We start from the raw sequence: 15,479 nt of genomic DNA, 5'->3' as shown, positions 1-15,479 counted from the left end.
GGGGCTCGGCTTCACGCCTCGCCGGCCGAGTCGGTTCCGGTGAGAGTGGCAAGCAGTCCGGCCAGGATGAGAACACGTAGCACCTGCCCTTGTGGCTTGACGACGCGGAATACGCACCCGTGACGCCTTGCTGCTCGCCGTGCCGCGACCAGGGGATAGAGACTGGCAGAGTCGATAAAGGTCAACCCACCGAGGTCGACGGTGAGCCTCGTCGGTCGCTGGACCATCGCGTCGAACAAGAGTTGGCGTAGCTGCTCGGCGCTCATCAAGTCGGCTTCTCCGGTAACAGCGATGACGATCTCGCCGTGCGCATGGCCGACCGAATGAGCGAATCGCACTTTCTTCTCCTTAAAATCCGCTGCCACGGCACGCGGCGCACCACCTCACCCGCCAGCTGCATCAACGCGTCCAACAAACCCACATCTACCGGGACCGCACTGACGGAATAGGGGGCGTCGACACATACTGGTGTCGACGCCCCCCTGATCGGACTCAGATCGGTGTCAGTACCGGAACTGACCGACCAACTGCTGCAGCTCGGTCGACATGCGCGCCAGCTCCTGCGCCGAGCGCTGGGAATCCGCGACCGCGGTGGTGGTGGTCTGGGCCGCGCTGGCGACCCCGGTGATGTTGGAGGCGATCTCGGTCGAGCCGGTAGCCGCCTCGGTGACGTTCCGGCCGATCTCGCCGGTGGTGGCGGTCTGCTCCTCCACCGCCGACGCGATCGTCGTGGAGTGGTTGCTGATCTTCTCGATGACCTCGGTGATCTGGGCGATCGCCTGCACCGCCGCTTCGGTGTCGGACTGGATCGCATCGATACGCCGCGAGATGTCCTCGGTCGCCTTCGCCGTCTCCTGAGCCAGGTCCTTGACCTCGCTGGCCACGACCGCGAAGCCCTTGCCCGCCTCGCCGGCGCGCGCCGCCTCGATCGTGGCGTTGAGGGCGAGCAGGTTGGTCTGCTCGGCGATCGAGGTGATCACCTTGATCACGTTGCCGATCTCGACCGAGGACTGCCCCAGCTGGGACACGATGCCGTTGGCCGACTGCGCGACCGCCACGGCGCTTTCGGCCACCTGCGCGGCCTCGGCAGCGCTGCCGGCGATCTCCCGGATCGACGAACTCATCTCCTCCGACGCCGCGGAGACGGTCTGTACGTTGCGGGACACCTGCTCGGCGGCCGCGGAGACGGCGCCGGCCTGCACGGCGGTCTCCTCCGCGCCGGCGGCGATCTGCTGGCTGGCCGCGGACAGTTCTTCCGAGGCGCCGGCGAGCGCCTCGCTGCTGCCGCCGACCTTCTGCACGGTCTCGCGCAGCGTCGCGGTCGCGGAATCCAGCGCGGCGGCCATCTGGCCGACCTCGTCGCGGCTGGTCACACCCGCGCTCCGGGTGAGGTCCCCGACGGCCAGGCCGGCGGCCACGTTGGCCACCTTCGCCACCGCGGAGACGATCGAACGGGCCACGAGCACGCCGAAGCCGAGCGCCAGCAGGACACCGGCAACCAGCAGGACGACGATCAGCGTGCGAGCGGAGTTGTAGGAGCTCTCAGCGTCGGCCAACGTCTGCTGAGCGTCCGCTCGCTGGTTATCGATGATTTTCTTGATAGCCTCATCAGCCTTGGTGGCCAGTGGCGCGGTTACCGTGTCGCGGATCCGCTCGACGGCCGCCTTGTCGCCGCGCCGGCTGGCCGGCAGCATCTGCTCGTTGATCTCTTTTTCGTACTGCGTCCAGGCCGTCCGCAACTGCCTGACCAGCTCGAGTTGCTTGGTCCCCTTTTCGTATGCGTCGAGACCGCTGGCGACCGCGGCGAAGTTCCCCTCGATCACCTTCTCCTGCTTGGCCATTGACTCCGGCGTGCTCGACACCGCGTGATTGAGGACATTGCGGCGTACGACGTCCATGTTGGAGGAGAGTTCGGTGAGCGCCCGCTGGCGGACCATCCCTCTGTCGTACACGTCGTGCGTGGCGGCGTTCAGGCTGCTCATTCGCGAGATCGACAGGACGCCGACGGCGATCGCGACGAACGCCATCACCCCGATGGCCAGCAGAATCTTGGTGTTGAGCTTGCGATCAAGAAGCAAAGTCGCGAGCAGCTTGCCGCCTCGGGGGGCAGGCACGGACGAACGAGGATGGGACATGCCAACTGAGCCTCTCACTACGGAACGTAACAGCGGCTCACATCGGCAAGATTATGCCCTACCTGCAGATTTGCAGCGGATGTAATTCATCTCTCGCTGCACCGTCCCGCGGCCGGTGCAACTCGCCGAGCGACGCCACCTCACGTCTAGCGGTCCCGCAGGTCCTTCGCCCGGCTCGGCAGATCAGGTAGTGGTGCGCTCGTCGGCAGCGCTTCCAGCCGGAACTTCGACTTCAGCCATGGCAACAGCGACCGGTAGGTCGCAATGGTGTACGGCTTGCCGTTGTCGTGCGACAGGATGATCCCGCCGGGCCGGGTCTCGCGCTGCACCATGGTCGTGATGTGGTTGGTCATCGCCGGCCCGACGCCGTACTTGTTGCTCTGCCAGCACTGGTCATCGACGCTCCAGTAGATCGGCTTCATGTTGAGCCGCGCGGCGAAGTCGACGAGCCGGCGCGTGAAGTAGCCGCCCGGCGCCCGGAAGTACTCGATCTTTGCATCGGGAGCGGCGGCGTGGATCGCGTCGTTGGTCGACCGCAGGTCCCCCATCAGGTACTTGTCGTCCCGCTCGGACAGGTTGTACAGGTGCTGCCAGGAGTGGTTGCACAGCGTGTGCCCCTCCGCCACGATGCGCCTGATCACCGCGGGATGGGCCTTCGCCCGGGAGCCGACCACACAGAACGTGGCCTTGACCCCCTGGTCCCGGAGCAGGTCGAGCAGGTCATTCGTGTTCTTCGGATCGGGCCCGTCGTCGAACGTCAACGCCACCGCGTCGGAGCCGGTCGTGGTGAGCGAACCGGCCGGACCGCGCCCGGCGGCTGGGATGGGCGCGGGCGCCGCTTCCCGCAGCGGTGCGTGTGTCACGGCCGGCGAGGAGGGACTCGTGGCGGTGCTGGACGGCGACGGCGGCGCGCTCGGCGGCGTGATCGGCTTGGCGTTGGCCGCCCGAACGGCAACGTTCTCGCCGCAGCCGGCCGCGGCAAGAACGGAAACTATGAGAACGGCGAGAAACGGCATGACGCGACGCACGACAGAAAGACTCCCGGATGTACGGGCAGGGGCATCGTCAACATACCGAAATGCACGTAGGGTGCGCTGCCCCGTGGACCCTCGGATTCCGGGTCTGGCTACATCCTCACAGCGGCTTGCGCACGGGCCAAGATCTGCTCAATGACCCCAACCGTCCACCTTGGACAGCTCTGGCGGCGCAAACATCATCGAGGTCTCACGGCAGCGCGACGAGCCGGAAATGCGACTTCAGCCAGGGCAGCAGCGACCGGTACGTAGCGACCGTGTGCGGCTTCAGGTTTTCGTGCGACAGGATGATCGACCCGGGCCGGGTGTCCCGCTGCACGATTGTCGTCATGTGGTTCGTCATCGCCGGGCCGACGCCGTACGTACTGCTCTTCCAGCACTCGTCGTCGACGTCCCAGTAGATCGGCTTCATGGTGAACCTGGCCGCGAACTCGACGAGCCGGGGCGTGAAGTTTCCGTACGGCGCCCGGAAATAGTCGATCCGGGCGCCGGGCACGGCCGCGCGGATAGCGTCATTGGTGGACTGCAGGTCCCACATCAGGTACCCGTTGTCGCGCTCGGACAGGTCCTGCAGGTGCTGCCACGAGTGGTTGCAGAGCGTGTGCCCCTCCGCGGCGATCCGCCTGACCACCTCGGGGTGGGTCTTGACCCGGGAGCCGACCACGCAGAACGTGGCCTTGACCCCCTGCTCCTTGAGCAGGTCGAGCAGGTCGTTCGTGCTCTTCGGGTCCGGCCCGTCGTCGAACGTCAACGCCACCGCGTCCGAGCCGGTGCCCTTGATGGAGCCGCCCGGACCGGGCGCGGTGACCGGACTACGAGTGCGGGGCGGGGCGGCCACGGGCGGCTTCGTCGAAGCGCTCGGCTTCACACTCGGAGTCTGCTTCGCCTTGGCCGATGGCGATGCTGACGGCGACGGGCTGGCCGCGGCAGCCGACGGCGCGACCGGCTCGCTCGTGGTCGGGCTCGCCGAGGGCGCCGAGGGCGCGCTCACGAACCTCACCGTGGTGCTCCTGGCACACGCGGACCCGGCCAGCATGGACGCGATCGCAACAGCGAGCAGCGGGGCGGCACGACGCACGACGGACAGACTCCGGGACTAGTAGGGGTGGAGCGCGCCCCAACGTATCGAAGAGCAGCTCTGTCCGCCACCCCGCCAACCGGGCGTTAGGCAACGACTACGGGCGGTTCAGGACCTGCGCGACAGCGTCAGCAGCCCGGCCAACGCGGCCACGAGCAGCACCCCCGCCACCGCCGCGACGAGGTACGCCTGGCCGGAGACCACGCGTACCCCCACCACGGAGGCGACCGCGAACCCGACGGTCAGGGCCAGCACCACGGCGGTACGGGCGAGCCAGCGCACCAGTACGGCCGGCGCCACGACCGTGTCGTAAGGCACCACCGCGGCGAGCGCCGCCGTGGTGTGCACCAGGTACAGCAGGCACGCCAGCGTCGCCAGCCGGGCCCACGTCACCGGCTCGGCGTACGTCGTGGTCGCGACGATCCAGCCGCCGACCGCGAGGAACAGCACCATCGTGGTGAGCCTGGTACGCGGGGCCAGCGCCGGTGCGGCCCCGCAGGCGACCAGGGCCACCGCGGCGCCTGGCCACAGCAGGATCTCGCCGGGGAACGCGACCAGCAGGGCGCCGGCCGCGAACACGAAGGCCGCACCGCGTACGAGCAAGGTTCCCGGCGTGATCCGGGCGGCCCGCTCCCGCAGCGAGCCCAGCCATCCGGTCATCGCCTGCCCACCTTCGGCGCGCTCGCCAGCCGCGTCACGTCCCGCAGCACATGGTCCAGGCTGCCGGCGCCGGCCCAGCCGACCACCGGGACGCCGTGCTCGCGCAGCAGGCCGATCACGTTCTCCCGGCTCATCCGCCACACCCGGTCCGCGAGCGGCCCCCACGCGCCATCCGTCGGTGGGCGAAGACTCGGCGGCAGCGTGTCGACGGCGACGACAAACCTCCCCGAGCGGGCCAGCCCCGCGACCATCGCCGCGGAACGCTGGTCCAGCAGCGGCGTCAACACGATGACGAGCGCGTTCGCGCTGAGCAGGTGGGCGCCGAAGGCACCGGTGGACGGCTGGTCCGCGCCGCCGGCCGGCTTCGCGTCCAGCAGCCATTCGAGCACGGTCAGGTACTGGCGACGGCCGGTCGCCGGGCGCAGCCGGCGCGCCCGGAATCCGTACTCGAGCATCGCCACCCGGTCGCCCCGGTGCAGGTAGTGCTCGGCGATGCCGGCGGCCGCGCGTACGGTCGTGTCCAGCACCGACGCGGCTCCCCCGGTACCTCCCGACTCCCCCGCCTCGTGCAGGACGTCCAGCAGCAGGACGACCTCCGCGTCCCGGTCGGACAGCGTGGACACGACATGCACCCGCCGGGTACGCAGGGTGACCCGCCAGTCGATGCGGCGCAGCCGGTCGCCGGGCGAAAACTCGCGCACCCCGGCCAGCTCGCCGCCCTCGCCGGGCTTGCGGGAGTGGTGCTGGCCGACCAGGCCGGCGGCGCGCGGCATCGCCTCGTCCGCTCGGAACGGGTCGGTCGCCGGGTACGCCTTGATCGGTAGCGGCTCGCACTCCACCCGCAGGGACACGAGCAGCCCGTCACAGGCCACTCCGTGCAGCGAGAGCGGGCCGACGTCGTGCCGGCCCCAGCGCAGCGCCGTGCCGGACAGGTCGATCTCGGCGACGCTTCCGGCCGCCACCGGCGCGGCGTACGGGTGGTCGGCGTCGCGTACCCGTACCCAACGCGGCAGCCACAGCCGGACCAGGACCAGGTCGAGCGCGACCGGGTCGGGGTTCGCCACGCTCACCCGCACCGCGAAGTCGTCACCCTCGACGATGCGTGCGTCCATCGTGGACAGTTCCGGAGCCGGCAGCGCCGCCGGGCGCCGGCGCAGGGAGAGCGCGGTGCCGAGGGCGAACGGCGCGGCGAGCACAACGAGGTCGTACCGGCCGGTGAGCGCGGCGAGCAGCACCAGCACCCCGACCACGAGGATGGCCCGGCCGAACGCACGGGTGGGCACCCAGCCGTCTTCGTCGCCCGCGCCGCCCAGGGAGCCGTCGGCCACGGTCAGCCTCTCGGCGCGGCGTACCGGTAGGGATCCGCACCGGGCAGCGCGCCGGCATAGGTCGGCACCGCCCCGCTGGCCGGAGCGGGCGTGCTGGCCACGATCTCGGCCACGATCGCCGCTGGGTTGATGTGCCGCAGCCACATCTCCGGCCGCAGCGTGATCCGGTGGGCCAGCGCGGGGATCGCGACGTACTTGACGTCCTCTGGGACCACGTAGTCGCGACCGGCCAGCGCCGCCCGCGCCCGGGACAGCAGCAGCAGCGCGAGGGAGCCCCGCGGTGACGCGCCCACGAGCACCTGTGGGTGCGCGCGCGTCGCGGCGGTGAGGTCCACAATGTACCGTCCGATCGAGTCCTCGACCGCGACGTTCTCCAGCCCGTCCTGCATCGCCAGCAGCGTCCGGGCGTCCACGACGGGCTGCAGGACAGCCTCCTCGCGGCGGCGGTCGATCCGCCGGCGCAGCACGTCCCACTCCTCGTCGCGGTCGGGGTAGCCGAACGACACCCGGAGCAGGAACCGGTCGAGCTGCGCCTCCGGCAGCGGGTAGGTGCCCTCGTACTCGATCGGGTTGGCGGTGGCCAGGACGTGGAACGGCGCTTCGAGCCGGTACGTCGTGCCCTCCACGGAGACCTGCTTCTCCTGCATCGCCTCCAGCAGCGCCGCCTGCGTCTTCGGCGGGGTCCGGTTGATCTCGTCGGCGAGCAGCAGGTTGGTGAAGACCGGGCCGGGCCGGAAGGAGAAGTCCCCGGCGCGCTGGTCGTACAGGAACGACCCGGTCACGTCGGCGGGCAGCAGGTCGGGCGTGAACTGCAGCCGCCGGAACTCCATGCCGAGCACCTGCGCGAACGAGCGGGCGGCGAGGGTCTTGCCGAGGCCCGGCAGGTCCTCCAGCAGCACGTGGCCGCCGGCCAGGATGCCGGCGAGCACCATCTCCAGGGGTTCCCGCTTGCCGACCACGACGGCGCCGACCGCGTCGAGCACGGCCCGGCCCAGCCGGCCCACCTCCTGCGGTGGCATTGCTCGGGCGTTCACGCGGCCTCCCGTGTCATAGCTTCTCCATGTCGTCCACTACGGCCGCCAGCTCCCGCGGGTTCGGGGCGCTCGCGAGCGGCGCGAACAAGAATGTCCACAGTCGCTCACCCATCAGTTCCCGCGCGCGCCACGGGTCGTCCGCCCGCGTCACCCCGTGCCGCTGGCGCAGCCGCTCGTCGGCGATGTCGGCCAGCCGGGGTCGTACGTCCGCGATGAACCGCTGCGGGTCCTGCTCGCTCCACGACAGCCGGGTCTCCCAGCGGCCCAGCGCGAGTTGCATCCCGTCGGCCACCTGGGTCGGATCGATCCGGGCGGCCGGGCGGGGCGGCGCACCCACGCTCAGCCTCGGCGCCTCGACCACCCTGAGCGCCCGCCAGAGGATGAGCAGGGCGAAGGACATCGCGAAGAGCAGAATGTACGGGATCTTGAAGCCGGCCGCGAGCAACACCGCATACGCCGCGCCGGCGATGATCAACGCGATCCCCGCGGCCCGGAGCGGACCGAGCGTCGCGGCCTTCGCCGGCCGTACCTCGACCTCCGCGTCGGCCGGGACCCCCAGCAACTCGTCGATGCCGACATCCCGCTCGGGCGCCATCAGCTCACCTCCGCGTGAACGGCCAGCTCGCCGCGCAGGTGACCGAGAGATGCCACCGCCGCCGCGCGCATCCGCTCGTCGACCACGTGCGTGGCGTACCGCGCCTCCCGGTAGACGGCGGCGAACTCGTCGAGGACCGGCCGGCTGACGTGGTGCGCGGCCAGCAGCCGGGCAACCAGGTCGGTCGGGGTGTCCCCCGGGTCACGGGGCGTGCCGGCGGCGGCCGCCGCCTCCTCCAACCGCACCCAACAGGCGATGACCGCGCGGCGCGGGTCGGCGTCGGAGTCGCCGAGGCGGTCCAGCCCCGCGTCGAGCGCTGCCACCACTTCTTCGGTGCCCGTCGCAGCCGCCTCGGCCGGCCGGGAGGCCAGCGGGGCGGAGCGCACCCGGAACCGGTCGCGGACCAGGTACCAGACGAGCATCCCGACCACGACCGCCACGAGCGCCAGGCAGAGCCCGGCGGCGGCGCTGCCGAGCCAGGACGGAAGCTGGCCGTCCGGCGCTGCGACGTCCGCACCCCGGTTGGCGGCCGCGGGCATGGCCTCCACCTGCTGCGGTGAGCGCTCGGCCGGCAGTGGCACGCGGGTCACCGCCGGCGACGACCACGCCGCCGCCATCACACCGCCCACCAGCAGTGCGGCGACGGCGAGCAGCGGCAGCAAGCGGCCGAGCGCACGGCGGTCCATCGGGTCCCTGCTGTAACTAGAGCCCGGCGAGATCAATCGCGCGGGCGAACACGTCGTCCAGCATCGCGGGTGTGAGCCGGCCCGTAAAGGTGTTCTGCTGGCTGACGTGGTAACACCCGAGAAGCGCGGGCAAGCCCGCAGGACCCTGCCAGAGCGTACCGTGACCGAACGCGGGTCGCGGCACCGGCGGACGTGCCCCGTAGACGGCCGTCAACGCCGGCCAAAAGGCCGACCAGGCGAAGCCGCCCAGTGCGACGACGACGCGCATCGTCGGGCGGACCAGTTCCATCTCGCGGTGCAGCCACGGCGCGCAGGTGTCCCGCTCGGCCGGCGTCGGCTTGTTGTCCGGCGGCGCGCACCGTACCGCCGCGAACACGCGGGTGTGGTGCAGCGTGAGGCCGTCGTCGCGGCTCACGCTCGTCGCCTGGTTGGCCAGCCCGGCCCGGTGCAGCGCCGCGAACAGCACATCGCCGGAGCGGTCGCCGGTGAAGATGCGTCCCGTGCGGTTACCGCCGTGCGCGGCCGGGGCCAGGCCGAGAATGCCGATCTCCGCGTCGGCCGGCCCGAAGCCCGGCACCGGACGGCCCCAGTACTCCTGGTCGCGGAAGGCGGCGCGCTTGGTGGCGGCTACCTCTTCACGCCAGGACACCAGCCGCGGGCACGCGCGGCACTCGGAGACCGCGGCGTCCAGCTCGCCCAGCTCGGCGATGGCCGGGGCGAGCTCGGCCGGGCCGCTGACGACCGACTCAGACAATCCGGGTACGGAAGAACTCGAGCGTACGGGCCCAGGCGAGGGCCGACGCCTCCCGGTTGTAGACCTCGGGCCGGTCGTCGTTGAAGAACGCATGGTGGGTGCCAGGGTAGTCGTAGCAGACGACCTCGCCGCCGGCCGCCTCGATCGCCCGCACGGCCTGCTGGATGCCGGGCGCCGCGCAGGTGCCGTCCTCCTCGGAGGCGTGGATCATCGCGGCCTTACCGCTGTAGTTGTTCCATTTCGGACTCATCCGCTCCCACGGCACGGCCGGGTAGAAGCCGACCGTCGCCACGACGTGCTCGGACAGCGTGGCCGACCAGAGCGCGAGACTGCCGCCCATGCAGAAACCGACGCAGCCGACCCGGCCCGTGACCTCCTCGCGGCCGGCCAGGTACGCGGCCGCGCCCGCGATGTCCTTGGCCGCCTGGTCCATCGCCAAGCCCATCATCAGCTTGCCCGCCTCGTCGGGCTCGGTCGTCTGCACGCCGTGGTACAGGTCGGGCGCCAGGGCGACGAACCCGGCCTCGGCGAACCGGTCGGCGAGTTCCTTGATGTGCGGCACGAGGCCCCACCACTCCTGAATGACGATCACCGCCGGGCCGCTGCCGCCGGCAGGCAGGGAAAGGTAGCCCGCACTGGTCCCACCGTTGCTGGGGTAGCTGACCATTTCACCCATCGGCCGGCCTCCTGTCATTCAGTCGTCATTGGCTGTTCCACCAGGGGGGTTGTGCACGGTAGCCAACCATGACGCGGGCACGAGCGAAAGCGGGCGGCGACGTGGGGTATGCCTCAACCGGCGATCACGGAGCCCAGGCACAGGACGAATCCGTCGGTGCCGTTGCGGCTCTCCCAGTAGGACGCCTCCGCGTTCGGCCAGGCAGCGCAGGCCTGCTGCTTGGCCGCGTGCTCGCTGCTGCGCTGCACCACGCCGAGGACCATCCACCGCACGGCCGGGTCGTCGCACGGAACCCGCCTGAGGTCCCGGTCACTCTCGCCAGAGAAGCAGTCGCCCGGTTTAGCCCGTAATGACGTTTCATCGGCACGGTTGTTCATCGCGATGTGTACGCCGGCCAGCACGGCGGCGACCACCATGACCGCCAAAGCGCCCCACCCGATAGCGCGGAGCGGACGGCGCCAACGGGCCCAGCGGTCCCCGGCCGGCTCCGGCGGAGTCACCTCATCAGCCACCCGGATCCTCCAGGACAGTACGGATCGACCGCAGGGCACGGTATCCGCTACCGGCCGCCCGCGCCATCAGCGGCGGTCGTTACCGGAGGCTGTACGCGATCCCGTCCAGGATGTCGTGCTCGCTCGCGACGACCTCGTCGGCGCCGGCGCGCTGCATGATGATCCGGAGAATCATCGCCCCGGCACCGATCACGTCGGCCCGGCCCGGGTGCATCACCGGGATCTCCAGCCGCTCCTTGCGCGTGGCGTCCAGCAGGTCAGCGCTCACCTTCGCCACGTCGGCGTACCTGATCCGGGCATGGTGGATGGCTTGCGGGTCGTACTCGGTCAACCCGAGCGCGATGGCGGCCACCGTGGTCACCGACCCGGCCAGACCGACGAGCGTACGTGCGTCGCCGCCGTTGGTGGCCTCGAGCGCCCGGTCGACGGCGGCGGTGATGTCGGCCTCGGCCGCGGCGATCTGGTCCGGCGTCGGCGGGTCGGCGTGCAGGTGGCGCTCGGTCATCCGGACGCACCCGATGTCCACACTGAGCGCGGCGTCGACCTCTGCCCCGCCGTGGACAAACTCGGTCGAGCCGCCGCCGATGTCCACGACGAGGTACGGCGCCGGGAGATCCGCCGGCAGGCCACGGACCGCGCCGGTGAACGACAGGCGGGCCTCTTCGTCGCCGCTGACCACCTCGGGCGCGACGCCGAGCGTGTCGACCACCATCGCCCGGAAGTCATCGGCGTTGGCGGCGTCGCGAGTGGCGCTGGTGGCGACCATGCGTACCCGATCCGCACCCAGCTCCTTGATCTGCGCGGTGTAGTCGGCCAGCGCCACGCGGGTGCGCTCGATCGCCTCGGGGGCGAGCCGGCCGGTCCGGTCCACGCCCTGGCCGAGCCGGACGATCTCCATCCGGCGGACGACCTCGGTCAGCCGATCGCCGTCGAGGTCGGCGACCAGCAGCCGGATTGAGTTGGTCCCACAGTCGATCGCAGCCACTCTCGTCACGCGGCCAACCCTACCCAGGGCCGGCTCAGCGCAGGTGCAGCAGCATCCTCGTGTTGCCCAGGGTGTTCGGCTTGACCCGCTCCAGGTCCAGGAACTCGGCCACACCCTCGTCGTACGAGCGCAGCAACTCCTCGTACACCGGCGGCGACACCGGGGTGCCGTCGATCTCGGAGAAGCCGAACGAGCCGAAGAACGCCGTCTGGAACGTCAACACGAACACCCGCGCCACGCCCAGCTCGCGCGCCTCGTTGAGCAGCTCCGACACGATCCGGTAGCCGATCTTCTGTCCCCGGCAGGACGGGTCCACCGCGATCGTGCGCAGCTCGGCGAGGTCCTCCCACATCACGTGCACGGCACCGCAGCCGACGATCCGCCCGTCGATCGTCCGCTCCGCCACCAGGAACTCCGGCACGTCCTCGTACAGCGCGACGGGCGCTTTGGACAGCAGGATCCGGTCGTCGGCGTACGCCTCGATCAGGCGCTGGATCTCCCGTACGTCTCGGGCCCGCGCCCGCCGGATGATGACGTCCACGAACCGAGACTATCCGGCCACACAGGGCCCGCCGGCCCACCACTCCGCGGCGAGGTCGAGGGTCTCGTCGCCGATGGGGTTGATCCCGGGCCCAACCGCGAGCCGGTGCCCGAGATGCACGTGCAGGCACTTGACCCGGCCGGGCATGCCGCCCGCCGATGTACCCGCGATCTCCGGCACGTGGCCCACCGCCTCGCGCCGGGTGAGGTAGTCCTCGTGCGCCGCGCGGTACCCCTCGGCCAGCTCCGGGTCGTCGGCCAGCCGCTCGGTCATCTCCTTCATCACCCCGGCCGACTCCAGCCGGCTGCACTCGGCCACCGCGCGCGGGCAGGTCAGGTAGAACAGCGTCGGGAACGGGGTGCCGTCGGGCAGCCGAGGGGTCGTCTCGACCACGTCCGGCCGGCCGCACGGGCACCGGTGCGCCACGTACCGGGTACCCCGAGGGGTACGGCCGAGCTGGGCTTCAACGGCGGCGAGGTCCGCCTCGGTGACCGGTTCCCGGGTCGGTTCGCCGGCCGCCTGTGGATCCGCCATCTATCGTGCTCCCTGATCTGCTGCCTGGATGCTGGACCAGAGCTGGCCGTACCACGGGCCGGAGTTACCGGCGCCGTCCGGCGTCTGGACCGCGCCCACGTTACCGGCCTTGGGCTGCGGCTGGGTCTTGTCGATCACCAGCAGCGGCTGGTCCCCGGGCATCGTGAACAGCAGCCGCCCGCGCGCCTGGGCCTTGACGTACTCGTCGTCTTTCCACTTCTCCAGCCGACCGCTGAGGTCGGAGATGCGCGTACGCTGGGCCGCCTGGCTGCGCTCCAACTGGTCGATCTCGTTCTGTTGGGAGAGGTAGACCCGCACCGGGTACGCGTACGCCAGCAGCAGGCCGATCAGCAGCATGCACAGCACTGCCGCCCGGCCGGTCAGCCGCCGCGGCTGGGGCGCCCGGGTACGCCTGGCCGTCCCGCCGGCCGCCGTGCGCCGCGCCGCGGCCGGGCGGTTGGCGGAGCGCGCGGGCTCGGCGCGGACGGTCCAGTCCCGGGCCGCCGACCTGGCGCCGGTCCGCCGACCGCCGCGAACGTCCCGGCCACCGCGGGCGCCGGGGCCCTGCCCGCTCGGTGTGCGCCGCTGCGGCATGCGCTCCTCCCCTCGGCCGTACATTAGCGATCTTGGACACTTAGACCGCCACTACCGGCCTAAGTGTCCAAGATCATAAATACCCTCAGCTCTGACGGTACCGCGGGAACGCAGCCCGGCCCGCGTACCGCGCCGCGGCGTCGAGCTCGTCCTCGATGCGCAGCAGCTGGTTGTACTTGGCGACGCGCTCCGAGCGGGCGGGCGCACCGGTCTTGATCTGGCCCGAGCCGACCGCCACGGCCAGGTCAGCGATCGTGGTGTCCTCGGTCTCACCGGAACGGTGGCTCATCATCGTGCGGTACCCGTTGCGGTGGGCCAGCTCGACCGCGTCGAACGTCTCGGTCAGCGAGCCGATCTGGTTGACCTTGACCAGGACGGCGTTGGCGGCGCCTTCCGCGATGCCCCGGGCGATGCGCTCCGGGTTGGTCACGAACAGGTCGTCACCCACGAGCTGGAGGCGCCGGCCCAACTCCGTGGTCATCGCGCTCCAGCCAGCCCAGTCCTCCTCGGCGAGCGGGTCCTCGATGGACACGATCGGGTACGAGTCGGCCAGCTTCGCGTAGTACGCGATCATCTCGTCGGCCGACTTGGACGCGCCCTCGAACACGTACGCGCCGTCGCGGTAGAACTCGGTGGCGGCCACGTCGAGCGCGAGCACGATGTCGTCGCCGAGCTTGAACCCGGCGGCGGCGACGGCCTCTCCGATCAGGTCCAGCGCGGCGGCGTTGGCCGGCAGGCTCGGTGCGAAACCGCCCTCGTCACCGAGGCCGGTGGCCAGGCCCTTCTTCTTCAGTACGGCCTTGAGCGCGTGGTAGACCTCCGTGCCGTAGCGCAACGCCTCGGAGAACGTGGGGGCACCGATCGGAGCAATCATGAACTCCTGGATGTCCACGTTGGAGTCGGCGTGGGCGCCGCCGTTGAGGATGTTCATCATCGGCACCGGCAGCAGGTGCGCGTTCGGCCCGCCCAGGTAACGGAACAGGCTCAGCTCGGCCGATTCGGCTGCGGCCTTCGCCACGGCCAGAGATACCCCGAGGATCGCGTTGGCGCCCAGGTCGGACTTGTCCGGAGTGCCGTCCAACTCGATCATCCGCTGGTCGATCGCGCGCTGCTCGCTCGCCTCGTAGCCGACCAACTCCGGCGCGATCCGCTCGGTCACGTTGTCGACCGCCTTCAAGACGCCCTTGCCGCCGTAGCGCTTCGGGTCGCCGTCCCGCAACTCCACAGCTTCGAACGCCCCGGTGGAGGCGCCGGACGGCACCGCCGCCCGCGCGATCGTCCCGTCGTCGAGCCCGATCTCGACCTCGACCGTCGGGTTACCCCGCGAGTCGAGAATTTCGCGAGCGACGATTCCCTCGATGGTGGCCACTGCTTGCGCTCCTTCTTCTATTCGAGAACGCCAGCGCCGCGGCGATGCGGCAGACGTACCCCGGCAGCCTATCGGCGCCTCCGCAAGCGGTCTCGGCGTCCCTCGTGGATCACGGCGGGTGTGCCACCAGTCACACTTGCCCGCTCGGCCGCAACCAAACCGGGAAGGAGTTTGCGCGAACAGACGGTGACGGGTGAGGCTATGGGCCATGCGCCTCGTGCCCGCCCGGCCCGCCGCCGCCCAGCACAACCGTCGACGCGCCGTAGCGGCGCTGGTCACCGCGGCCCTCGGCACCCTCACCGGCTGCGGCTCGATCAGCGACGCGCAGCAGGTGATGGACCGCGCACACCTGGTCAACGAACTCGCGAGCCGGCTCGACCACGCCAGCGAGTTGACCTACACCGCCGAGTACCAGCTTCCCGGCGGGGGGCGCGCGACGATCGCCCAGGCGCAGCGGCCCCTACGGACGGTGTACATCTACCCCGGGGGGAAGTTCGCAACCACCCCGGACGCGACCATCGATTGCGGCACCGACAGCGGCGCCGCGACGTGCACGCTGACCGCTCCCCCGTCCCCCAGTACGGACGCGACGACCCTGGTGAACGCGCTGCGCGATCGCGGCGTGGCGCCGCCGACGCTCGTCGTCGGCCTCCTCACCGCCGCGTCGCTGTCGTCGAACACCCAGATCCAGCAGCACGACACGACGCTGGCCGGTGAGCACTCCACCTGCGTCAACGTCGCCGGAGTGGAGAATTCCGCCGCCTCGCAGTTCGACGCCTGCATCACGTCCGCCGGCGTCCTCGGGTCCTTCAAGGGCACGGTCGACAACAAGAAGCTGGACATCTCGTTGATCAGCTACGCCGCGTCGGTAGCGGCGGACGCGTTCGACGTGCCCACCGGCGTGAAAATCGTCGACCAGCGCCCCAAGATTTCTTAGCGGTCTTGGACACGTGGACCGCCTATA

19 protein-coding genes are annotated in these 15,479 nt (G+C 70.7%); 2 read left to right on the top strand and 17 right to left on the bottom strand.

Annotated features, from left to right (window positions below; all coding sequences use genetic code 11):
- Positions 1–11: 11 nt before the first annotated feature.
- The 4 genes from HC028_RS10240 to HC028_RS10225 form a co-directional block, all read right to left on the bottom strand.
- A complete protein-coding gene (locus HC028_RS10240) occupies positions 12–338 on the bottom strand; it encodes an STAS domain-containing protein (protein WP_168075700.1) in 327 nt (108 codons plus the stop codon).
- Between the two features lie 165 nt (positions 339–503).
- Positions 504–2,114 (bottom strand): methyl-accepting chemotaxis protein, encoded by a 1,611-nt coding sequence (locus tag HC028_RS10235; protein ID WP_239075351.1) that lies wholly within the window; start codon positions 2,112–2,114, stop codon positions 504–506.
- Between the two features lie 167 nt (positions 2,115–2,281).
- Positions 2,282–3,163: a polysaccharide deacetylase family protein gene (locus HC028_RS10230; RefSeq protein WP_239075350.1), complete on the bottom strand. Its 882-nt coding sequence runs from the start codon at positions 3,161–3,163 to the stop codon at positions 2,282–2,284.
- A 196-nt stretch (positions 3,164–3,359) separates the two neighbouring features.
- On the bottom strand, positions 3,360–4,037 hold the full coding sequence (locus HC028_RS10225; RefSeq protein WP_239075349.1) for a polysaccharide deacetylase family protein: 678 nt from the start codon (positions 4,035–4,037) through the stop codon (positions 3,360–3,362).
- Positions 4,038–4,056: 19 nt separating this feature from the next.
- On the opposite strand from HC028_RS10225, the gene HC028_RS27500 reads away from it, so the two are divergent.
- Complete coding sequence (locus HC028_RS27500) at positions 4,057–4,269, top strand: hypothetical protein (RefSeq protein ID WP_168075696.1); 213 nt, start codon at positions 4,057–4,059, stop codon at positions 4,267–4,269.
- Between the two features lie 86 nt (positions 4,270–4,355).
- Here HC028_RS27500 and HC028_RS10215 read toward each other — a convergent pair whose 3' ends face one another.
- The 13 genes from HC028_RS10215 to eno all read right to left on the bottom strand — a co-directional run bounded on the left by HC028_RS10215 (position 4,356) and on the right by eno (position 14,515).
- The gene (locus HC028_RS10215) at positions 4,356–4,907 is read right to left on the bottom strand and encodes a hypothetical protein (protein WP_168075694.1); all 552 of its coding nucleotides are present in this window, start codon (positions 4,905–4,907) and stop codon (positions 4,356–4,358) included.
- Positions 4,904–6,235, bottom strand: coding sequence for a DUF58 domain-containing protein (locus HC028_RS10210; RefSeq protein ID WP_168075692.1), 1,332 nt, complete (start codon positions 6,233–6,235; stop codon positions 4,904–4,906). The genes HC028_RS10215 and HC028_RS10210 overlap by 4 nt, the downstream gene beginning before the upstream one ends.
- Before the next feature lie 2 nt (positions 6,236–6,237).
- Positions 6,238–7,254: an AAA family ATPase gene (locus HC028_RS10205; RefSeq protein ID WP_168075954.1), complete on the bottom strand. Its 1,017-nt coding sequence runs from the start codon at positions 7,252–7,254 to the stop codon at positions 6,238–6,240.
- A 28-nt stretch (positions 7,255–7,282) separates the two neighbouring features.
- On the bottom strand, positions 7,283–7,864 hold the full coding sequence (locus tag HC028_RS10200) for a hypothetical protein (RefSeq protein ID WP_168075690.1): 582 nt from the start codon (positions 7,862–7,864) through the stop codon (positions 7,283–7,285).
- Positions 7,864–8,550, bottom strand: coding sequence for a DUF4129 domain-containing protein (locus HC028_RS10195; protein ID WP_168075688.1), 687 nt, complete (start codon positions 8,548–8,550; stop codon positions 7,864–7,866). The genes HC028_RS10200 and HC028_RS10195 overlap by 1 nt, the downstream gene beginning before the upstream one ends.
- Positions 8,551–8,566: 16 nt before the next feature.
- Positions 8,567–9,304, bottom strand: coding sequence for a uracil-DNA glycosylase (locus HC028_RS10190; protein ID WP_373313852.1), 738 nt, complete (start codon positions 9,302–9,304; stop codon positions 8,567–8,569).
- On the bottom strand, positions 9,297–9,980 hold the full coding sequence (locus HC028_RS10185) for a dienelactone hydrolase family protein (RefSeq protein WP_168075684.1): 684 nt from the start codon (positions 9,978–9,980) through the stop codon (positions 9,297–9,299). Before HC028_RS10185 ends, HC028_RS10190 begins: the two co-directional genes overlap by 8 nt.
- A 113-nt stretch (positions 9,981–10,093) precedes the next feature.
- On the bottom strand, positions 10,094–10,492 hold the full coding sequence (locus HC028_RS10180; RefSeq protein WP_168075682.1) for an LppU/SCO3897 family protein: 399 nt from the start codon (positions 10,490–10,492) through the stop codon (positions 10,094–10,096).
- 79 nt (positions 10,493–10,571) lie between these two features.
- Positions 10,572–11,477, bottom strand: coding sequence for a Ppx/GppA phosphatase family protein (locus HC028_RS10175; RefSeq protein ID WP_168075952.1), 906 nt, complete (start codon positions 11,475–11,477; stop codon positions 10,572–10,574).
- Between the two features lie 34 nt (positions 11,478–11,511).
- Positions 11,512–12,018, bottom strand: coding sequence for an amino-acid N-acetyltransferase (locus tag HC028_RS10170; RefSeq protein ID WP_239075348.1), 507 nt, complete (start codon positions 12,016–12,018; stop codon positions 11,512–11,514).
- A 9-nt stretch (positions 12,019–12,027) separates the two neighbouring features.
- On the bottom strand, positions 12,028–12,552 hold the full coding sequence (locus HC028_RS10165) for a DUF501 domain-containing protein (RefSeq protein ID WP_168075680.1): 525 nt from the start codon (positions 12,550–12,552) through the stop codon (positions 12,028–12,030).
- Positions 12,553–13,146 (bottom strand): septum formation initiator family protein, encoded by a 594-nt coding sequence (locus HC028_RS10160; RefSeq protein ID WP_168075678.1) that lies wholly within the window; start codon positions 13,144–13,146, stop codon positions 12,553–12,555.
- Between the two features lie 85 nt (positions 13,147–13,231).
- Positions 13,232–14,515, bottom strand: a complete 1,284-nt coding sequence (gene eno / locus HC028_RS10155) for a phosphopyruvate hydratase (RefSeq protein ID WP_168075676.1) — start codon at positions 14,513–14,515, stop codon at positions 13,232–13,234.
- Between the two features lie 208 nt (positions 14,516–14,723).
- On the opposite strand from eno, the gene HC028_RS10150 reads away from it, so the two are divergent.
- Positions 14,724–15,452: a hypothetical protein gene (locus HC028_RS10150; RefSeq protein WP_168075674.1), complete on the top strand. Its 729-nt coding sequence runs from the start codon at positions 14,724–14,726 to the stop codon at positions 15,450–15,452.
- The last annotated feature ends 27 nt before the right edge of the window (positions 15,453–15,479 follow it).

Source organism: Planosporangium flavigriseum (genome assembly GCF_011947225.1).
In the GTDB taxonomy this organism is placed as follows: Bacteria; Actinomycetota; Actinomycetes; order Mycobacteriales; family Micromonosporaceae; genus Planosporangium; species Planosporangium flavigriseum.
This window is presented reverse-complemented; position numbering and strand designations above follow the sequence as displayed.

Bases quoted from the DNA above. Each gene is read 5' to 3' on its own strand.
- HC028_RS10200 (WP_168075690.1), bottom strand. From the start codon at position 7,864: ATGGCGCCCGAGCGGGATGTCGGCATCGACGAGTTGCTGGGGGTCCCG.
- HC028_RS10160 (WP_168075678.1), bottom strand. From the start codon at position 13,146: ATGCCGCAGCGGCGCACACCGAGCGGGCAGGGCCCCGGCGCCCGCGGT.
- HC028_RS10195 (WP_168075688.1), bottom strand. From the start codon at position 8,550: ATGGACCGCCGTGCGCTCGGCCGCTTGCTGCCGCTGCTCGCCGTCGCC.
- HC028_RS10215 (WP_168075694.1), bottom strand. From the start codon at position 4,907: ATGACCGGATGGCTGGGCTCGCTGCGGGAGCGGGCCGCCCGGATCACG.
- HC028_RS10165 (WP_168075680.1), bottom strand. From the start codon at position 12,552: ATGGCGGATCCACAGGCGGCCGGCGAACCGACCCGGGAACCGGTCACC.
- HC028_RS10185 (WP_168075684.1), bottom strand. From the start codon at position 9,980: ATGGGTGAAATGGTCAGCTACCCCAGCAACGGTGGGACCAGTGCGGGC.
- HC028_RS10205 (WP_168075954.1), bottom strand. From the start codon at position 7,254: ATGCCACCGCAGGAGGTGGGCCGGCTGGGCCGGGCCGTGCTCGACGCG.
- HC028_RS10150 (WP_168075674.1), top strand. From the start codon at position 14,724: ATGCGCCTCGTGCCCGCCCGGCCCGCCGCCGCCCAGCACAACCGTCGA.